The 17,635-nt window shown below is 72.0% G+C and carries 19 protein-coding genes and 1 pseudogene; 12 read left to right on the top strand and 8 right to left on the bottom strand.

The window, feature by feature from the left end; translation table 11 throughout:
• Nucleotides 1-12: 12 nt before the first annotated feature.
• The gene (locus ACPYO4_RS15195) at nucleotides 13-762 is read right to left on the bottom strand and encodes a hypothetical protein (RefSeq protein WP_425710097.1); all 750 of its coding nucleotides are present in this window, start codon (nucleotides 760-762) and stop codon (nucleotides 13-15) included.
• A 143-nt stretch (nucleotides 763-905) separates the two neighbouring features.
• Nucleotides 906-1,388, bottom strand: a complete 483-nt coding sequence (locus ACPYO4_RS15190) for a hypothetical protein (RefSeq protein ID WP_425710096.1) — start codon at nucleotides 1,386-1,388, stop codon at nucleotides 906-908.
• Between the two features lie 121 nt (nucleotides 1,389-1,509).
• Between ACPYO4_RS15190 and pgm the strand changes: the two genes are divergently transcribed.
• The 7 genes from pgm (at nucleotide 1,510) to ACPYO4_RS15155 (ending at nucleotide 8,526) form a co-directional block, all read left to right on the top strand.
• Nucleotides 1,510-3,192, top strand: coding sequence for a phosphoglucomutase (alpha-D-glucose-1,6-bisphosphate-dependent) (pgm, locus tag ACPYO4_RS15185; protein ID WP_425710095.1), 1,683 nt, complete (start codon nucleotides 1,510-1,512; stop codon nucleotides 3,190-3,192).
• Between the two features lie 117 nt (nucleotides 3,193-3,309).
• Nucleotides 3,310-3,561 carry a DUF6458 family protein gene (locus ACPYO4_RS15180; RefSeq protein WP_425710094.1) on the top strand — a complete coding sequence of 84 codons (252 nt, stop codon included), beginning with the start codon at nucleotides 3,310-3,312 and terminating at the stop codon, nucleotides 3,559-3,561.
• A 98-nt stretch (nucleotides 3,562-3,659) separates the two neighbouring features.
• Nucleotides 3,660-4,913, top strand: a complete 1,254-nt coding sequence (locus tag ACPYO4_RS15175) for an App1 family protein (protein ID WP_425710093.1) — start codon at nucleotides 3,660-3,662, stop codon at nucleotides 4,911-4,913.
• A gap of 65 nt (nucleotides 4,914-4,978) precedes the next feature.
• Nucleotides 4,979-5,398 carry a DUF1801 domain-containing protein gene (locus tag ACPYO4_RS15170; protein WP_425710092.1) on the top strand — a complete coding sequence of 140 codons (420 nt, stop codon included), beginning with the start codon at nucleotides 4,979-4,981 and terminating at the stop codon, nucleotides 5,396-5,398.
• Between the two features lie 4 nt (nucleotides 5,399-5,402).
• Nucleotides 5,403-6,614: an L-2-hydroxyglutarate oxidase gene (gene lhgO, locus ACPYO4_RS15165; RefSeq protein ID WP_425710091.1), complete on the top strand. Its 1,212-nt coding sequence runs from the start codon at nucleotides 5,403-5,405 to the stop codon at nucleotides 6,612-6,614.
• An 89-nt stretch (nucleotides 6,615-6,703) separates the two neighbouring features.
• Nucleotides 6,704-7,825, top strand: a complete 1,122-nt coding sequence (locus tag ACPYO4_RS15160; RefSeq protein WP_425710090.1) for an S-(hydroxymethyl)mycothiol dehydrogenase — start codon at nucleotides 6,704-6,706, stop codon at nucleotides 7,823-7,825.
• A complete protein-coding gene (locus ACPYO4_RS15155) occupies nucleotides 7,822-8,526 on the top strand; it encodes an MBL fold metallo-hydrolase (protein ID WP_425710089.1) in 705 nt (234 codons plus the stop codon). Before ACPYO4_RS15160 ends, ACPYO4_RS15155 begins: the two co-directional genes overlap by 4 nt.
• Before the next feature lie 33 nt (nucleotides 8,527-8,559).
• Here the strand turns inward: ACPYO4_RS15155 and ACPYO4_RS15150 are convergent, their stop codons facing one another.
• Both ACPYO4_RS15150 and ACPYO4_RS15145 read right to left on the bottom strand, forming a co-directional pair.
• Nucleotides 8,560-8,946, bottom strand: coding sequence for a type II toxin-antitoxin system VapC family toxin (locus tag ACPYO4_RS15150; RefSeq protein WP_425710088.1), 387 nt, complete (start codon nucleotides 8,944-8,946; stop codon nucleotides 8,560-8,562).
• Entirely contained in the window at nucleotides 8,943-9,173 is a 231-nt protein-coding gene (locus tag ACPYO4_RS15145; RefSeq protein WP_425710087.1) for a FitA-like ribbon-helix-helix domain-containing protein, read from the bottom strand. Before ACPYO4_RS15145 ends, ACPYO4_RS15150 begins: the two co-directional genes overlap by 4 nt.
• An 80-nt stretch (nucleotides 9,174-9,253) precedes the next feature.
• Between ACPYO4_RS15145 and ACPYO4_RS15140 the strand changes: the two genes are divergently transcribed.
• Both ACPYO4_RS15140 and ACPYO4_RS15135 read left to right on the top strand, forming a co-directional pair.
• The gene (locus tag ACPYO4_RS15140; protein ID WP_425710086.1) at nucleotides 9,254-10,087 is read left to right on the top strand and encodes an NAD(P)H-binding protein; all 834 of its coding nucleotides are present in this window, start codon (nucleotides 9,254-9,256) and stop codon (nucleotides 10,085-10,087) included.
• A gap of 10 nt (nucleotides 10,088-10,097) precedes the next feature.
• Complete coding sequence (locus ACPYO4_RS15135) at nucleotides 10,098-10,574, top strand: SIMPL domain-containing protein (protein ID WP_425710085.1); 477 nt, start codon at nucleotides 10,098-10,100, stop codon at nucleotides 10,572-10,574.
• A 98-nt stretch (nucleotides 10,575-10,672) separates the two neighbouring features.
• Here the strand turns inward: ACPYO4_RS15135 and ACPYO4_RS15130 are convergent, their stop codons facing one another.
• Genes ACPYO4_RS15130 through ACPYO4_RS15115 form a run of 4 tightly spaced genes read right to left on the bottom strand, consistent with a single transcriptional unit; the run spans nucleotide 10,673 to nucleotide 14,252 of the window.
• Nucleotides 10,673-11,071 (bottom strand): universal stress protein, encoded by a 399-nt coding sequence (locus ACPYO4_RS15130; protein WP_425710084.1) that lies wholly within the window; start codon nucleotides 11,069-11,071, stop codon nucleotides 10,673-10,675.
• A complete protein-coding gene (locus tag ACPYO4_RS15125) occupies nucleotides 11,068-12,687 on the bottom strand; it encodes a tripartite tricarboxylate transporter permease (protein ID WP_425710083.1) in 1,620 nt (539 codons plus the stop codon). The genes ACPYO4_RS15130 and ACPYO4_RS15125 overlap by 4 nt, the downstream gene beginning before the upstream one ends.
• A complete protein-coding gene (locus ACPYO4_RS15120; protein ID WP_425710082.1) occupies nucleotides 12,680-13,228 on the bottom strand; it encodes a tripartite tricarboxylate transporter TctB family protein in 549 nt (182 codons plus the stop codon). Before ACPYO4_RS15120 ends, ACPYO4_RS15125 begins: the two co-directional genes overlap by 8 nt.
• A gap of 1 nt (nucleotide 13,229) precedes the next feature.
• On the bottom strand, nucleotides 13,230-14,252 hold the full coding sequence (locus ACPYO4_RS15115; RefSeq protein ID WP_425710081.1) for a Bug family tripartite tricarboxylate transporter substrate binding protein: 1,023 nt from the start codon (nucleotides 14,250-14,252) through the stop codon (nucleotides 13,230-13,232).
• A gap of 165 nt (nucleotides 14,253-14,417) precedes the next feature.
• Here ACPYO4_RS15115 and ACPYO4_RS15110 point away from each other — a divergent pair, with 165 nt between their 5' ends.
• From ACPYO4_RS15110 to ACPYO4_RS15100, 3 genes and pseudogenes are all read left to right on the top strand, one after another.
• Nucleotides 14,418-16,106: an ATP-binding protein gene (locus tag ACPYO4_RS15110; protein ID WP_425710080.1), complete on the top strand. Its 1,689-nt coding sequence runs from the start codon at nucleotides 14,418-14,420 to the stop codon at nucleotides 16,104-16,106.
• Nucleotides 16,103-16,804: a response regulator gene (locus ACPYO4_RS15105; RefSeq protein ID WP_425710079.1), complete on the top strand. Its 702-nt coding sequence runs from the start codon at nucleotides 16,103-16,105 to the stop codon at nucleotides 16,802-16,804. The genes ACPYO4_RS15110 and ACPYO4_RS15105 overlap by 4 nt, the downstream gene beginning before the upstream one ends.
• Before the next feature lie 224 nt (nucleotides 16,805-17,028).
• Nucleotides 17,029-17,635: pseudogene (locus ACPYO4_RS15100) on the top strand (DUF3427 domain-containing protein); the annotation flags it as partial.

Below are 17,635 nucleotides of genomic sequence, written 5' to 3'. Positions count from 1 at the left end.
GCGCAGGCGCGACTACCTCTTGGTAGCCGCGCGGTACTTCATGTAGTCCGTGCTCGTGCGCTGCCACATGAAGACGAGTACGAGGATGACGAGGATCAGTCCGATGACGGTGGCCCCGGCATCGACGCCCTGGCCGAGCTGGGCGAGGCTGCCGAGGAGCGAGAGACCGAGGAGCACGGTGAGGATGATGCGGGCGACGTTGGAGCCCTTCCAGACGAACACGGTGAGAAGTGCGTAGAGCGCGGCCATGACCATGATGACGACGCCGACGGTCTGTTGGACGCCGCTGTCCTGGCTGCTCAACCCGAGCTCCGACGGCTGCATGGCCATCACCCCGATCCCGCCGAGCAGCGCGAACCCGGAGATCACCCACAGGATGATGCAGGCGGCGCTGAGCATGCCCGGTCGGCGCACGGGCCCCCCGTGCATCGGCGTCGCGCCGTAGGGCTGCGGCGCGGCGAAGGGATTGGTGTCCTGGCCCTGGTAGGCGGGCAGGCCACCCTGCTGCTGCCCGTACTGAGCGTTCTGGCCGTACTGAGCGTTCTGCCCGTACTGCGGGTCCCCTGGCTGGGCGTAGGCGCCGAACTGCGGCTCGCCGGGCTGGGCGTAGGCGCCATAGCGCGGGGCCTCGGGCACGCCCGGGTCCGCCGGGCTCTGCCCGTACGGGGTCTGCTGGCCGAAGCCGCCCTGCTGGTTCTGGCCCCAGGGGTCACCCTGCTGGGGCGCCGGGCCCCACCCGTCCTGCCCGTAGCTGTTCGACATGCGTCAAGTCTGGCAGTTTCCCGCCCGTCGGGACCGAAGTGTGACGAGCGCCCACCGGGCAGACGTGCCCCGGACGACGCCGCGCGTCCGTCCCGGTCGGCCGACCGGGTCCGCCCTCGTCGTACGCGTCCCCGCGGACCGGCTCACGGCCGCAGCGCGCGGCGCATCCGGATGTACCGAGAGCTGGCCGGGAGCCACATCGCGACGACGACGAACACCGCGAGCGCGAGCCCGAGGATCGGGCTGCCCTCGGCCTCCGGGAGTCGCACGACGAGCGCGACGGCCGCGACCAGGGCGGTCGCCGTGAGCCCGATACGTGCGCCGTTGCGGCCCTGCCAGAGCAGGGCGGCAAGCACGATCGCGAGGCTCGAGACGGCCACGCAGGCAATCCCGATGATCAGCGTCTCCGTCGCGGGCCCGGGCGTACCGAACACGCGGGAACCGCCGGCGTCGAGCATCCGTCCGAGCCCGCCGATGAACGTGGCGAACAGGCCGTAGAGGAGCGGCCACGGGGCGATGACCCACACGAGGATCGAGGCTGCGACGATCCAACCCGGACGGCGCGGTGCCGGGTGGCCACCGGTGGGCGGCGACGCGTACGGGTTGCTCGGGTGGGGAACGGTCACGGGCCGATCCTGGCAGGCGGGAGACCGGACGCCCATCGGTACCTCTGCCCGTCCGTCGTCGGCGGGCGACGCTTGTGACCACCCCCTCGAAGAACGGGCCCGCTGCTGGCAGGATCAGTCCATGGACCCCCGCGCCGGCACGCCTGCACAGCCTGACGACCTCATCGACGTCGACGAGGTGCGCGGCGCCTACTACGACCGCACGCCCGACCCCGAGGATCCGGCGCAGCGCGTAGCGTTCGGGACCTCCGGCCACCGCGGCTCGAGCCTGGACACCGCGTTCAACGAGGCGCACATCGTCGCCATCACGCAGGCGATCGTCGAGCACCGCCGGTCGGCCGGGGTCGACGGCCCGCTGTACCTCGCCAGGGACACGCACGCACTGTCCGACCCGGCGTGGACCACCGCGGTCGAGGTCCTGGCGGCGGCCGGCGTCGAGCTGCGGGTCGACGCCCGCGACGGGTACACCCCCACACCGGCGCTGTCCCACGCGATCCTGCGGGCCAACGGCGCGGGCACCACCGGCGGGCTCCGCCTCGACGGGCCCGGTCTGGCCGACGGCATCGTCATCACCCCCAGCCACAACCCGCCGCGCGACGGGGGCTTCAAGTACAACCCCCCGCACGGCGGCCCGGCGGACTCGGCGGCGACGTCGGCCATCGCGGACCGCGCCAACGAGCTGCTCGGGAGCGGGGTCGGCCAGATCGAGCGCCTCCCGGTGGAGCGGGCGCTCGCGGCCGAGTCCACCCGGACCCACGACTTCATGTCCGCCTACGTGGACGACCTGGCCAACGTCCTCGACCTCGACGCGATCCGGGCGGCCGGCGTACGCATCGGCGCGGACCCGCTCGGCGGTGCGGCGGTCGCGTACTGGGGCGAGATCGGTGAGCGATACGGCCTCGACCTCACGGTGGTCAACCCCGACGTCGACCCGACCTGGCGGTTCATGACCCTGGACTGGGACGGCAAGATCCGGATGGACTGCTCCTCGCCGTCGGCCATGGCGTCCCTGCGCGAGGCCATGGCGACCACCGGCGGCGCCGCGGCACCCTTCGACATCGCCACCGGGAACGACGCCGACGCCGACCGGCACGGCATCGTCACCCCCGACGGCGGCCTGATGAACCCCAACCACTTCCTCGCCGTCGCGATCGACTACCTCTTCTCCCACCGCGAGAGCTGGCGGGCCGACGCGGCGATCGGAAAGACCCTCGTCTCGTCCTCGCTCATCGACCGCGTGGCCGACTCGCTGGGCCGTCGGCTCATCGAGGTGCCGGTCGGGTTCAAGCACTTCGTCCCGGGCCTGCTCGACGGCTCGGTCGGCTTCGGCGGCGAGGAGTCCGCGGGCGCCTCGTTCCTGCGGACCGACGGCACCGTGTGGACGACCGACAAGGACGGCATCCTCCTCGCGCTGCTCGCCTCGGAGATCACGGCCGTCACCGGCTCCTCGCCGAGCCGGCGGCACGCCGAGCTCGTCGAGCGGTTCGGCGCGAGCGCCTACGCGCGCATCGACGCCCCCGCGACGCCCGAGCAGAAGGACCGCCTGAGGAAGCTCGCCCCCGACGACGTCACCGCCACCGAGCTCGCGGGCGAGGCGATCACGTCCCGCCTGGTCGACGCGCCCGGCAACGGCGAGGCCATCGGCGGGCTCAAGGTGACCACCGAGAACGCCTGGTTCGCCGCGCGCCCCTCGGGCACCGAGGACGTGTACAAGATCTACGCCGAGTCCTTCCTCGGCGAGGAGCACCTCGCCCGCGTACAGGAGGAGGCGCGCGCCGTCGTCGGGAGCGCGCTCGGCGCCTAGCCTTCCGCGCGGTCCCGGTCGACGCGCGCCGCCCACCCCGCGCGCGATCACCGATGTCCTGCCATCCTGGGGCCACCGGGGCCCGACCGGCGGGCCCCCGACGAACGAGGAGGCGCGATGGCTGCCCTCGGCATCATCCTCATCGCGGTCGGTGCGATCCTGTCCTTCGCGGTCCAGGACTCGATCGCGGAGGTCGACCTCACGATGGTCGGCTACATCCTCATGGGCGTCGGCGTCGTCGCCGTCATCATCGGGATCATCCAGATCGTGTCGCGGCGTCGCACGGAGCACGTCACCCGGGTCGAGCGCACGGGCCCGCCGGACGTCGAGGTCCGCGACCCGCGCGATCCCCGGGACCCGCGCGTCTGACGACCGCAGCGCCGGCGAGCGGGCGCACACCCGGCGTCGGGGGCGCCCGCCTGCCGTCGCCCGACGACCGCGGCCGCTCGTGCGCATAGGCTGGCGGTATGTCCCTCGCGAACCTCGGCATGGCGTTCGAGGACGGCATCAACAAGCGGTCGGTCGACATGCTCAAGCGACGGGGCTGGCGCCCGCGGACCATCGGTCTGACCGGGTACGGCTCCGTGCACTCCCTGCACGTCATGGGCCGCGTCATCATGGGCGACCCCGACGCCACCCCGGAGTCCGACCCGTGGGTCGACGTGCACGGCGAGGGCCCCGGCTCGCGCCCCGCGCGGTACCCCGCGCTCAGCGACAACGCCGGTGAGTTCCTCGCCCGGACCGCGCAGGAGGCGCGCCGCGGGTGGCGGCAGTTCTTCACGGCGCAGGTCGGCCACCTCCCGGTGACGGTGCGGGTCGACGGCCGGGAGTTCGCGACCACCACGGACCGCTCCGGCTACATCGACGTCATGGTCTCCGACCACGGGCTGGCGCCGGGGTGGCACCCGGTGACGCTCGAGGCGAAGGCGGCGGAGCCGGTCGTCACGGACGCGCTCGTCGTCGCCCCTACCACGAGGGTCGGGATCGTCTCCGACATCGACGACACGGTGATGGTGACGATGCTGCCGCGCGCCGCTCTGGCCGCGTGGAACTCGTTCGTCCGGCACACGAACACGCGCAAGCCGGTGCCGGGGATGGCCGAGCTCTATGCCAAGGTCCTCGACGTCCACCCCGACGCGCCGATGTTCTACCTGTCCACGGGCGCGTGGAACGTGGTGCCGACCCTCAAGCGGTTCATGCTCCGCCACGGGCTGCCGGTGGGGCCGATGCTCATGACGGACTGGGGGCCGACTCCGACCGGGCTGTTCCGCTCCGGCAAGGAGCACAAGCGGGTCCAGCTGCGGAACCTCATGATCACGTTCCCCCAGATCTCCTGGCTGCTCGTCGGCGACGACGGGCAGCACGATCCGATGATCTACGACGACGTGGCCCGTGAGCACCCCCGCAACGTGTGGGCGATCGCCATCCGCCGCCTGACCCCCACCGAGCAGGTCCTCGCGCACGGCACGATGGAGTCCGCCGAGCTGCCGATCCGGGGGCGATCGGCGGCGACCGAGCACGGCGTGCCGACCGTCCACGGCAACGACGGCTACGCGCTGGCGGACGAGCTGCCCGACGTGCTCACCTCCCAGCGCCGGCGGCGCGAGCGGCGGGAGCAGGTCGAGGCCGGCACCTCCCCGGACCAGGCTGCGGCCGGCGCGGCCGTCGCAGACACACCCGGCACGGACCACGCCGCCGCGACGTTTGGCGGGCCGGCATGAGCGGCCCGGGTCCCGACGTCGGGGCGGGCCTTTCCCCCGACGCCCGGCAGGATCTTCCACCCGACGTGGCCGACGCGATCGACGCCGCCCCGGCCCGCTTCCAGGGGCTGACCGAGCGGCTGTACCGGATCCTCGAGGGGGCCATGCCGGACGGCTACGAGCGCTCGGTCGACCGCGGGTTCGTCACCTGGTCGATCCCGCTGTCGGTGTACCCGGACACGTACAACGGCGAGCCGCTCCAGTACGTCGCCCTCAAGGGCCAGAAGGGCTACGTGAGCGTCTACCTCATGGGCGTGTACTCCCGAGCCGAGGAGGCCGAGGCGTTCCGACGGGCGTGGGCGGACTCGACCGGGCACCTCGACATGGGCAAGTCGTGCCTGCGGCTGAAGAAGGACGAGCAGGTCGACGAGAAGCTGCTCGCCGAGACCGTCGCGGCCACGCCGCCGCGGACCTTCATCGAGACTTATCAGAGGATCAAGGGGTAGGACCATGCCCGACGCCGCAGGCCAGGACTCGTACGACGTCGTCGTCGTGGGAGGGGGCATCGTCGGGCTCGCGACCGCCCGCGCGCTGCTCCGTGCGCGACCCGGCTCGCGCGTGGTGGTGCTCGAGAAGGCCGACGACGTCGGCGTCGGGCAGACCGGCCACAACTCCGGGGTGATCCACGCGGGCCTGTACTACCGGCCCGGGTCGCTCAAGGCGCGCCTGTGCCGCGCCGGCGAGCGGGCCACCAAGGAGTTCTGCCGCGAGCACGGCATCGAGGTCAAGGAGATCGGCAAGCTGGTCGTGGCCACCGACCACGACGAGAGGGCGCGGCTGGACGCGCTGGCTGCCGGCGCGCGCGAGAACGGCATCGACGTGCGCGACATCGACGTCGCCGAGCTGCGCGAGATGGAACCGAACGTCACGGGGGTGGCGGCGCTGCACTCGCCACGCTCGGCCGTCGTCGACTTCGGGGAGGTCGCCCGGGCCTTGGCCGACGAGGTGACCGAGCTCGGCGGCGAGGTGCGCGTGCGATCCGAGGTCGACCGGATCGCCGAGTCCGAGACCGGCGTCGACGTGTCGCTCGAGCACGGGGAGCGGCTGCGGGCGCTGCGGCTCGTCGCGTGCGCCGGGCTGCAGGCGGACCGGGTCGCGGCAAGCGCGCACGTGCGGACGGACGTGAGGATCGTGCCGTTCAAGGGCGAGTACTACACGCTGCCGGGCCACCGGGAAGGGCTCGTCGAGCGGCTCATCTACCCCGTGCCCGGCGAGGGGCTGCCGTTCCTCGGCGTGCACATCACGCCGACGGTCGACGGGCGGATCCTGCTCGGCCCGAACGCCGTGCTCGCGATGTCGCGGGAGAAGAACACGCGCTTCGGGTTCGACGCCGACGACGTGCGGGACGCCGTGAGCTTCGGCGGGCTGTGGAAGCTCGGCCAGAAGCACTGGCGCACCGGCGCGAAGGAGCTGTGGAACTCGCTCGTCCCGGACGGCTACCTGTCCGAGGTGTCGAAGTACTGCCCGTCGCTGCGCTCGACCGACCTCGTGGGCTACCGGACGGGCGTGCGGGCGCAGGCCCTCCGGCCGGACGGCACGCTCGTGGACGACTTCGAGATCGCCTCGACCCCGCGCCAGGTGCACATGCTCAACGCGCCCTCCCCCGCCGCGACGGCGGCCATCCCCATCGGCGAGGAGCTCGTGGGCCGCGTCTGGGAATGACGGCCGGCGGTGACGGACCGCGTTGCCGCCGCGGCCGTCGTGAGCCAGGCTGGTGGGGTCCCCTCGTCACCGCTGCCGGAGGTCCATCCATGCCGCACAAGGTCCAGGCCGTCGTCTCCCGTTCGAAGGACGCTCCCGTCGAGGTGGTGACGATCGTCGTGCCCGACCCGGGGCCGGGCGAGGTGGTCGTCGACGTCGCCGCCTGCGGGGTGTGCCAGACCGACCACCACTACGTGGTCGGCGGCGTGTCCGACGACTTCCCCTTCCTCCTCGGCCACGAGGCCGCCGGGACGGTCTCGCAGGTCGGCGAGGGCGTCACGCACGTCGAGGTCGGCGACTATGTCGTCCTCAACTGGCGGGCCGTGTGCGGGGACTGCCGCGCGTGCGACCGGGGCGAGCCCTGGTACTGCTTCGCCACCCACAACGCCACGACGAAGATGACGCTCGAGGACGGCACCGAGCTCACCCCGGCGCTCGGCATCGGGGCGTTCGCGGACAAGACGCTCGTGGCGCAGGGCCAGTGCACCAAGGTCGACCCCGCCGCCCGGCCGGAGGCCGCCGGGCTCGTGGGCTGCGGCGTCATGGCCGGCGCCGGCGCCGTGCTCAACACGGGGAAGCTGCGGCGGGGCGAGTCGGTCGCCGTCATCGGCTGCGGTGGCGTCGGGGCGGCCGCGGTGGCGGCCGCGAGGCTGGCGGGGGCGACGACGATCATCGCCGTCGACCTCCAGGAGAAGAAGCTGAGGTGGGCGAGCGAGCTGGGTGCGACCCACACGATCGACGCCGGCAGCGAGGACGTCGTCGAGCGCATCCGGGAGCTGACCGGCGGGTTCGGCGCGGACCTCGTCGTCGACGCCGCGGGCGTGGCCGCGACCTACCGGCAGGCGTTCGAGGCCCGCGACCTGGCGGGCCGCGTGGTGCTCGTGGGCGTGCCCGACCCGGGTACGGAGATCACGCTGCCGCTGGACCAGGTGTTCGGCCGGGGCGGGTCGCTGATGTCCGCCTGGTACGGCGACTGCTTGCCGGAGCGGGACTTCCCGATGCTCATCGACCTGTACCTGCAGGGGCGGTTCGACCTCGACGCGTTCGTCACGGAGACGATCGGCATCGACGACGTCGGGGCGGCGTTCGACACGATGGCTGCCGGGGACGTCCTCCGGTCGGTGGTGGTCCTCGGCGGGGCCGGTTCGACGAACGAGGAGGTCACGGCATGAGCGAGCTGCGGATCGAGACGGTGGTGACGTCGGGGACGTTCACCCTCGACGGCGAGACGTTCGACGTCGACAACAACGTGTACGTCATCGGCGACGACGCCTCGTGCGTGATCATCGACGCCGCGCACGACGCGGCGCCGGTGATCGCGGCGGTCGCCGGCCGGAAGGTGACGGCGATCCTGCTCACCCACGGGCACGACGACCACCTGCACGCGGTCGCCGCCCTGCGCGAGGCGACGGCGGCGCCCACCTACCTGCACCCGGCGGACCGGATGCTGTGGGACGTGACGAACCCGGACCTCCCGCCGGACGAGCAGCTCGTCGACGGCATGGAGCTGGGGGTTGGCGGGGCAGGCTCCGGCTCGGGTTCGAGCTCGGGTGCCGGCTCGGCCGGCGCCGGTGGAGCAGGTGGCCCCGATCGCGCCCGGGTCACCGTGATCCACACGCCGGGCCACTCCCCCGGCTCGTGCTGCTTCCACGTGCCCGAGCTCGGCGTGGTGCTCACCGGGGACACCCTGTTCCAGGGCGGGCCGGGAGCGACCGGCCGCAGCTACTCCGACTTCCCCACGATCATCGACTCGATCCGGGACCGGCTGCTCACGCTGCCGGCCGAGACGCGGGTACTCACCGGGCACGGGGACTCCACGACGATCGGTGCCGAGGCGCCGCAGCTCGAGGAGTGGATCGCGCGCGGGCACTGAGCGACGCGGGCCGCCGGTCGGGGCCGAGGTCGGTCAGACGACCTCGACATCGACGTGCCGGCGGGCAGCCGACGCGAGCCGTCGATCCCGGGTCCAGAGCGGGCAGCCGAGCCGATCGGCGACGACGACGAACGCCGCGTCGTAGCTCGTCATGGTGTCCCGGAGCATCCAGACGCTCGCCCGCAGTCCGGGTGTGCTGGCGTGCCGCCGGATCGCCAGGTCGTCATAGTCCGTGAGCGCGTCCTGGGCGCGAGCCGCGCTGATGTGGCGGCCGAGGGCAAGTCCGCGAAGTGCACCGACGATCTCGTGGTCGATGAGGTCCGGGGCGTGGAGGACCTCGCCGGCCAGGCGCCGGCGCAGGTCAGCGAGTGGTTGCTGAACGAGGGCGTCGGCGATGACGGACGTGTCGACGACGATCATCGACGGTCGCGGTCGTCCCGGACGAGATCCACGGTCGAGACGGTGCTCGACTCCGACCTGGCGTCGACACGGGCGAGCACATCCGCGAGCTCGGGCGTCGCTGCCTCGCGCTCGATGAGGTCTCGGAGATAGGCCGACAGGCTCTGACCGCTCCGTGCAGCGCGCGCCGCCAGCTCGTCGCGCGCCCGGGGGTCGACCCCACGCACCTGAATCAGTATGGATGACATACATCCATTGTGCATCCATCCGTAGCGATGTCCAACGCCAGGCCGACCGGACGTGTCGGTGGTGCGCGGGACCATGCGGCATGGGCATCGCGAGCGACCGTCCGATCCTCGTCCTCGGCGGCACCGGCACGGTCGGTGCGCGCGTCGTCGAACAGCTGCGTGCCACGGGCGTGGTGGCGCGGCCGGTGACGCGCGGAACCGACCCGCCGTTCGACTGGGGCGACCCGGGGACGTGGGACGCGGCGCTGGACGGGGTGCACCGGCTCTACCTCCTCCTGCCCGACGACGGCGAGCTCCCCGGCGGATTCCTCGAGCGCGCGTCGGCCGCCGGCGTGCGGCGGGTGGTCCTGCACTCCGACCGCGGCGTCGACGTGATGTCCGTCGAGCGGCTGCAGCGTGCGGAGGCCGCGGTACGGGGCTCGGGCCTGGAATGGACGATCCTGCGTCCGGACTGGTTCGACCAGAACTTCGAGACGTTCCTCCGGGACGACGTGCTCGCGGGCCGGGTGGCGCTCCCGGTCGGTGACGGCCGCCAGGGCTTCGTCGACGCGGAGGACATCGCGGCGGTCGCGGTCCGCGCGCTGGTCACCGACGACCACCTCGGCGAGGTGCTCGAGCTGACCGGGCCGGAGGCGCTCTCGTTCGGCGAGGCCGCGGCGGCGATCGGGCGCGCGACCGGTCGGAACGTGACGTACGTCGGGGAGCCGGCCGAGTACCGCGAGGCGATGGCGGTGGCCGGCCTGCCGGAGCCGGTGGTCGACGGGATCGTGGCGCAGCTCGCGCCCCTGCGGGCCGCGGGGGACACGACGCCGACGGGCACGGTCGAGCGGGTGCTCGGGAGGCCGGCCCTGGCGTTCGAGGACTACGCCTCGGACGCGGCGAAGCGCGGGGTCTGGGGCGGGGTCGCCCACTAGCGTGGGCGCCGTGAGCGACGTCGAGATCACCGTGCGCGGGTCGCACCGCCGGTTCCACCCCGCCGAGCGCGGCACCGTCCACGCGCGGGCGGACCTCCAGGTGAAGTTCCGCGACTTCGACCGGCTGAGCGCCTGGCTCCGAGAGATGTCGACGGTGACGGGGTTCGTCGTCGACCGCGTGGCCTGGTCCCTCACCGAGGTGCGCAAGGCGGAGCTCGTGCGCGAGGCCCGGGTGGGGGCCGTGACGAACGCCCGGGACAAGGCGGGCGCCTACGCCGCCGCCCTCGGCCTGGCCACCGTCACGCCGCTCGAGGTCGCCGACGCGGGGATGCTCGGCGACGACCGCCGCGCCGAGAACGAGGATGCCGTACCCTTCGCCCGCGCCGCCGCGCTCGGCAGCGCGGGCGAGCCCGACCTCAGGCTCGTCCCCGAGGACATCGAGATCACCGCGAAGGTGGACGCGCGGTTCGTGGCGTCGGGCGGGTGAGCGGGTCCGTTCGGGATCGGCTCCTGTCGGTGGCCCCCAGGTCGGGGTCGGTCGGCCAACGCCCCAGGTCGGGCTCGACCGTCCGAGCCCGACCGCGCTCAGTCCGCCGCGGCCTTGACCGCGAGGACGGGGCACGGGGCGTCGTGGAGGACGGCGTGGGCCGCCGAGCCGAGCACGAGCTTGCCGACCGGGGACCGGGGGCGCAGCCCGATGACGATCATCGTGGCCTCAAGCTCAACCGCGAGCTTCACCAGGTCGTCGCCCGCGAGCCCGTCCGAGGTGCCGTGCCGCACCTCGTGCTCGACCCCGGAGCTCGCGAGCGCCTCCGTCAGGCGGGTCATGTCGGCGTCGTGCGCGTAGCGCGGGTCGGAGAGGCGGTCGCCTCGAGTGGTGTTGAGGACCACGAGGCGCTCGCCGCGCAGCCGCGCCTCCTCCAGGGCGGCGGCGAGCGCTGCCTCCCCCGGCGGCGTGGGGATGTACCCGAGCACGACGGTCATCGGTTCTCTCCTTCGGAGGGTTCGGCAACGGGTGCCGACTCGCCGGCGGCAGGAGCCGCCTGGTCGGCGGCGACCGGCGCAGTCTCGCCGGACATCGCCTCCGCCTCGACCACCGCCTCGAGGCGCTGCTGGCGTCTCTTGAGCCAGAACGACAGCGCGAAGATCACCAGCAGCGCCACGTACACGAACAGCGCGAACCCGGACTGGACGAGCGCGACCGGGTCGCCCTGGGAGATCGACAGCGCGCGGCGCAGGTGTGCCTCGAACATCGGGCCGAGGATGAGCCCGACGACCATGGGTGCCACGGGGTAGCCGTAGCGCCGCATGAAGAACCCGAGCAGGCCGATGATGAGCAGCAGGAGCACGTCGGCGGGCGTGAAGTTCACGGCGAAGGCGCCGAGCCCGGCGAACGTGATGATCCCGGCGTACAGGTAGGGCCTGGGGATCTGCAGGATCTTCACCCACATGCCCACGAGCGGCAGGTTGAGCACGAGCAGCATGAGGTTGCCGATGTACAGCGACGCGATGAGCGTCCACACCAGAGCCGACTGGTTCTCGAACAGCAGCGGGCCGGGCTGGATCTGGTAGCGCTGGAAGGCGGCGAGGATGATGGCGGCGGTCGCCGTCGTCGGGAGCCCGAGGGTGAGCAGCGGGACGAGCACGCCCGCGGCGGCGGCGTTGTTCGCGGACTCCGGGCCGGCGACGCCCTCGATGGCGCCCGTGCCGAAGGCCTTCTTCCGCTCCCCCTTGGCCAGGCGGCGCTCGCTCGCGTAGGAGAGGAACGTCGCGACGTCGGCGCCGCCCGCGGGGATGGTCCCGATGGGGAACCCGATGGCGGTGCCCCGCAGCCAGGGCTTCCAGGATCTGCGCCAGTCGCCCCTCGACATCCAGCTGCGCCAGCCACCGGTCACGGGGATGACCTCGACCGGGCCCTTCCGCAGGCGGGAGGCCACGTGGAAGGCCTCGCCGACGGCGAAGAGCCCGACGGCGACGAGCACGACGTCGATGCCGTCGACGAGCTCGGGGATGCCGAGCGTGTACCGCTGCTGCGCGGAGATCGCGTCGACGCCGATGAGCCCGATGAACAGGCCCAGGCCGAGCGAGACCATGCCGCGCGTGACCGAGGAGCCCAGCAGCGCGCCGACGGTGAGGAAGGCGAGCACCATGAGCGCGACGTAGTCCGCGGAGGAGAGCTTGACCGCGAAGCGGGCCGCGACGGGCGCGACGAAAGTGAGGCCGACGGTGGCGACGGTTCCCGCGATGAAGGAGCCGATGGCGGCCGTCGCGAGGGCGGCGGCGCCCCGGCCGGCCCTGGCCATCTTGTGGCCCTCCAGGGCGGTGACGATCGAGGCCGACTCCCCCGGTGTGTTGAGCAGGATCGACGTGGTCGACCCGCCGTACATGCCGCCGTAGTAGATGCCGGCGAACATGATGAACGCGGCGGTCGGCTCGAGCGTGTAGGTGAGCGGGAGCAGCAGCGCGACGGTCATCGCGGGGCCGATGCCCGGCAGGACGCCGACGGCGGTCCCGACGAACACGCCGAGCAGCGCGTAGAGCAGGAAGATGGGCTGCATCGCAGCCCCGAAGCCCTCGATGAGCAGCGCGAGGTTATCCACGGAAGATCGCCACCTCCTCCAGGAGCGGGCCCGCGGGCAGCGAGATGCCCAGCCCGCCGGCCATGGCGATCTGGATGATGAGCGCCATCGCGAGGCCGGTGAGGATGGCCCGCCAGATCGGCCGGCTGCCGAGCGTGATGGCCGTGCCGGCGAACAGCATGGTCGCGGCGATCGGCCAGCCGAGCGGCGAGATGAGCAGGATGTGCACGACGACGACGGCCACGAGGATGCCGACCGTCAGCCAGTCGGTGCCGGACGTGGGGTCGATGTCCTCGCTGTCCTCGGTGTCGCCGCGCCTGCCGCGCAGGAGGGTCGCCAGGACGCCGAGGCCGGCCAGGACGAGCAGCCCGCCCACGAGGTAGGGCATGGTCCGCGGCCCCATGGCGCCCGAGGTGATCGGGACGTTGATGTTGCCGGCGTCGAGCAGGACGTACCCGCCCAGGGCCACGACCGCGACGGCGAAGACGAGCTCGCCGACGGGCGCACGCCGGGCCGCCGCCGGCTTCGTGCCGGCGGCGGCGGGTGTGGTGGGCGCCGTCATGTCAGACGAGCCCGATGTCCTCGAGCGTCTGCCGGACCGACTCGATGTCCTCCTCGAGGAAGGCGGCGAACTCGTCGCCGGCGAGGAAGGCGTCGTCCCAGTTGTTGGCCTCGAGCGCCGAGGCCCACGACTCGGAGCCGTGCATCTCGGTGACGAGCTGGGTGAGCGCCTCGGCCTGGTCGTCCTCGATGTTGCCGGGCGCGACCACGCCGCGCCAGTTGGTCAGCACGAGGTCGACGTCCTGGTCGGTGAGGGTGGGCGTGTCCGGCAGGGCGGGCGAGGGTTCCTCGCTGGAGACCGCGAGCGCCCTCAGGGTGCCGGCGTTGACCTGCTCGGCGTACTCGGCGACCCCGGAGATGCCGGCGTCGACGTTGTTGCCGAGCAGCGCCGCGAGGGACTCCCCGCCGCCGGAGTAGGGGATGTAGTTGAGCGAGCTCGCCACGTCGGCGGGGTCCATCCCAGCCTCGGTGAGCAGCTGGGCCGCGAGGATGTGGTCGACACCGCCGGCGGACCCGCCGGTCACCGACACGTCCTGGCCGTTGGCGATGATGTCGTCGGTGAGGTCCTGGATCGTCTCGTACTCGGACTCCGCCGGGACCACGACGACGAGCGGCTCCTCGGTCAACCGCGCGATCGGGGTGACGTCGTCGAGGGTGGTCTGTGACTGGTTGGTCTCGATCGCGCCGACCATGACGTAGCCCATCACCATGAGGGTGTCCGGGTTCGTGGCGGTGGCGAGCTGGGCGAGGCCGACGGTCCCGCCGGCACCGCCGACGTTGACGACCTGGGCGTCGCCGACGATGTCGTTGTCCTGCAGCTCGGACTGCATGGTGCGGCCGGTCTGGTCCCAGCCACCACCCGGGTCGGCGGGGACGATGATCTCGACGCTGTCGATCGAGACCTCCCCGTCCTCGGAGCCCTCGCTGTCCGAGCAGGCGGTGAGAACGAGCGCGGCGGCGGCGCCGACGGCCAGGGCGGTGGTCGTACGTCGCGCGGATCGACGCGCGGTGGGGCGTGCGGACATGAGGCTCCTCCTTGAGCTGATCAGGTGCCGCGAAGTTAGGACCTTGGTCCCGGGCCGGAGAAGTCTTCGGCCGTAGTGGTCGCAGAGGTCGTTGCGGTCGTTCCGGTCGTTTCGGTCACGCTCATGGCGGGGGGTGCGGCGCGGCGGGCGTGGCACGCTGGGCGCATGCGCCGGCCGATGTCGCTGCGGCGACAGCTCCTCCTGCTCCAGGCGGCGATCGTGGTGATCACGATCGGCACCGTGGGGCTGGTCGCGATGCGCATGCAGGAGTCCCAGATCCGGGACTCCTACGAGCAACGGATGGTCGGCGTGGCCCAGTCGGTCGCGACGCTGCCGTCCGTCGTCGAGGCCTACGAGGACCCGGACCCGTCGGCGGTCATCCAGCCGATCGCGGAGCTCATCCGTGAGGCGTCGGGCGTGACGTACGTGGTCGTCACCGACGCCGAGGGCATCCGGTACTCGCATCCCAACGTCGAGAACATCGGGCAGATGGTGTCCACCGACCCGAGCGAGCCTTTGTCCGGCCGCGTGTACGTGGGCACGCAGACCGGCACGATGGGCGAGTCGTGGCGGGTGAAGGTCCCGATCTGGGCCGGTGGCGAGGTCATCGGCTCGGTGTCCGTCGGCACCCTGGAGGAGACGCTGCGCGCCGAGCTCATGGACGACCTGCCGCCCCTGTTCGGCTGGCTGCTCGGCGCGGGACTCGTCGGCACGCTGGGGGCGGTCTACATCTCCCGGTTGGTGTGGCGGCGCATCTACCGGATGGAGCCCGAGGAGATCGCCTCCCTGCGCGATGTCCGCGAGGCCATGCTCCACGGCCTGGGCGAGGGCATGGTCGCGGTCGACGAGCATGACCGGATCGCGCTGGCCAACGACCAGGCGCGGCGGATGCTCGACCTGCCCGAGGACTGCATCGGGAAGCCGGCGGGCGACGTGCTCGCACCGGCGCTGACGGAGATCCTCGCCGGGCCTGACGAGGTGCGGGACACGCTCGTGCTGGTGGGCGAGCAGATCCTGTTCGTCCGGGTGGACCGCGCGGAGGTAGATGACCGGCAGGTGGGCTCGGTGCTGCTCCTGCGCGACCGGACGGAGATCTACGCGCTCGTTCGGGACCTCGACGGCGCGCGGGACCTCACGCAGGCACTGCGGGCGCAGGCCCACGAGTTCGCCAACCACATGCACGTGGTCTCCGGCCTCATCGAGCTCGGGCGCGAGGACGAGGCGGTCGAGTTCATCGCTCGGACCGGCCGCTCGGGCGTCGTCGGCATGTTCGGCTCGCTGCCCGGCGTCACGGACCCGGCGGTCGGGGCGCTCCTCCTGGCCAAGACCGCGATCGCCCACGAACGAGGGGTGAGCGTGCGGACCGATCCCGAGGCGCGGATCGAGCCGGACGGCACCACGGACGTCGTCACCATCCTCGGCAACCTCATCGACAACGCGATCGACGCCGCAGGCAGCGGCGGGACCGTCGAGGTCTCTGCACGCCGCGTGGACGGGCGGGCCGTGCTGACGGTTGGCGACGACGGGCCGGGCATCCCGGTCGAGCGACGCCAGCACGTGTTCGAGGCCGGGGTCTCGACCAAGGACGGGGCACGCTCGCGCGGTATTGGCCTCACGCTCGTGCGGCAGGTCGTCGACCGGCGCGGCGGGACGATCCAGGTGGGCGACTCCGAGACCGGGGGCGCATCTGTCGAGGTGGAGCTTCCCGCGGCGCGGTTCTCGGCCGAGGAATCGCCGGGCGTGCAGTCTGCGGAGAAGCTCCCTGGCACCAGCACGCACCTGGCCGGGGTGGCAGTCTCTGAGACGCAGTCCGCAACGATGGCGGGCCGGGCCGAGGCAGGAGCCGCCAGGTGAACGTGGAGAACGTGCGCGTGCTCGTGGTGGATGACGACTTCGCCGTCGCCGGCCTGCACCGCAGCTTCGTCGAGTCGACGCCCGGCTTCGAGGTCGCCGGCGTGGCGGCCACCGGCGCCGAGGCGCTGATGGAGGCCGAGCGGCTGGCACCCGATCTCGTGCTGCTCGACATCTACCTGCCGGACATCACCGGGCTCGAGGTGCTGCGGCGGCTGCGGGCTCAGCAGGAGGTCGACGTCGTGGTCATCACGGCGGCGCGCGAGGTCGAAACCGTGCGGTCGGCGATGTCCGGCGGGGTGCTGCACTACCTCATCAAGCCATTCACGCGGGCGGACCTCGCGGCTCGGCTCGACGACTACCTCCGCCGACGCCGCATGGTCAGCGAGCAGCCCTCGGAACCGCTGAGCCAGGAGCAGGTCGACCGGTTGCTGGGCGGGACGCGGTCCGCGCGGACGCGCGCGGGTGATCGGGCGGTCCTGCCGAAGGGCCTCGCCGCACGGACGATGGAGATGGTCACCGAGGCCCTGCGGGCGAGCGACGAGCCGCTGTCCGCCGAGGAGCTGGCCGACCGGGTCGGGATGTCCCGGGTGTCGGCGCGCAGGTACCTCGAGCACCTCGTGGCGACGGAGCAGGCCGAGGTACGACCGAGGTTCGGTGGGTCCGGGCGGCCGCAGCATCTGTATGAGGCGACGGGGTGACCAGCCACAGAATTGATGGCGTGAACTCTCAACTCAGCCACTGCTGCAACCTGTGCGGTCCATCTGCAGTCCACTTGATCATTCAGTGACCGCGGATCGATGAGGCTACACACCAGCAGGTGGAGGACCGCACGAGGCCGGTGTATGACCAACCAACCAAGATCGCACAGTCCACATCTGAGCGAACGGAACATCGCACGCACGCGGAATGTCAGACTCTTGACATGGAGGACGGACTCTACGAATCGCTCGGTACCCGTCGACTTCGCGACGAAATTGCGCACCTGGACGCAGCGCATGTCACGTGGGAGGACGTTGAGGAAGCGGAACGGCCGCAGGTACTTGCTCGACACCTCGGTGCGCTGGTCGAGCACGCCCTACGGTCTGCGAGGGGTGACGAGCGCAACAAGCTGGCCAACCGACTCATTGAGGCGATTGACCCGAGCGAAATCGTGGACGATCCTCCGCGCCAACTCCATTACCTCCAGCGGTTCCAGGCTCACACGAGTCCCGCCACCCCATCTCGCCCGACGACACCGCTCAGCGATGCCGCACTTCTCACTAATGTGCGCGGCGAGCCGAGCCTCGGCGCGGAGTTGCGAGCTGAGCTGGCTTCGGCCGATCAAGTCGACCTGCTCTGCGCATTCGTCAAATGGCACGGACTCCGCGTCATCGAGGACCACCTCCGTGAACTACGGGACCGGGGGGTGAGGTTTCGAGTCATCACAACGACCTATATGGGGGCCACCGAACGACGAGCGATCGATCGTCTCGTGGAACACTTCGGCGCCGAGGTCCGAATCCACTTTGACGAAGCAAAGACCCGGCTCC

Source organism: Georgenia sp. Z1491 (genome assembly GCF_049856175.1).
Classification (GTDB): Bacteria; Actinomycetota; Actinomycetes; order Actinomycetales; family Actinomycetaceae; genus JB111.
Note: the sequence above shows the minus strand (reverse complement) of the source record. Positions and strands in the feature narration are given on the sequence as shown.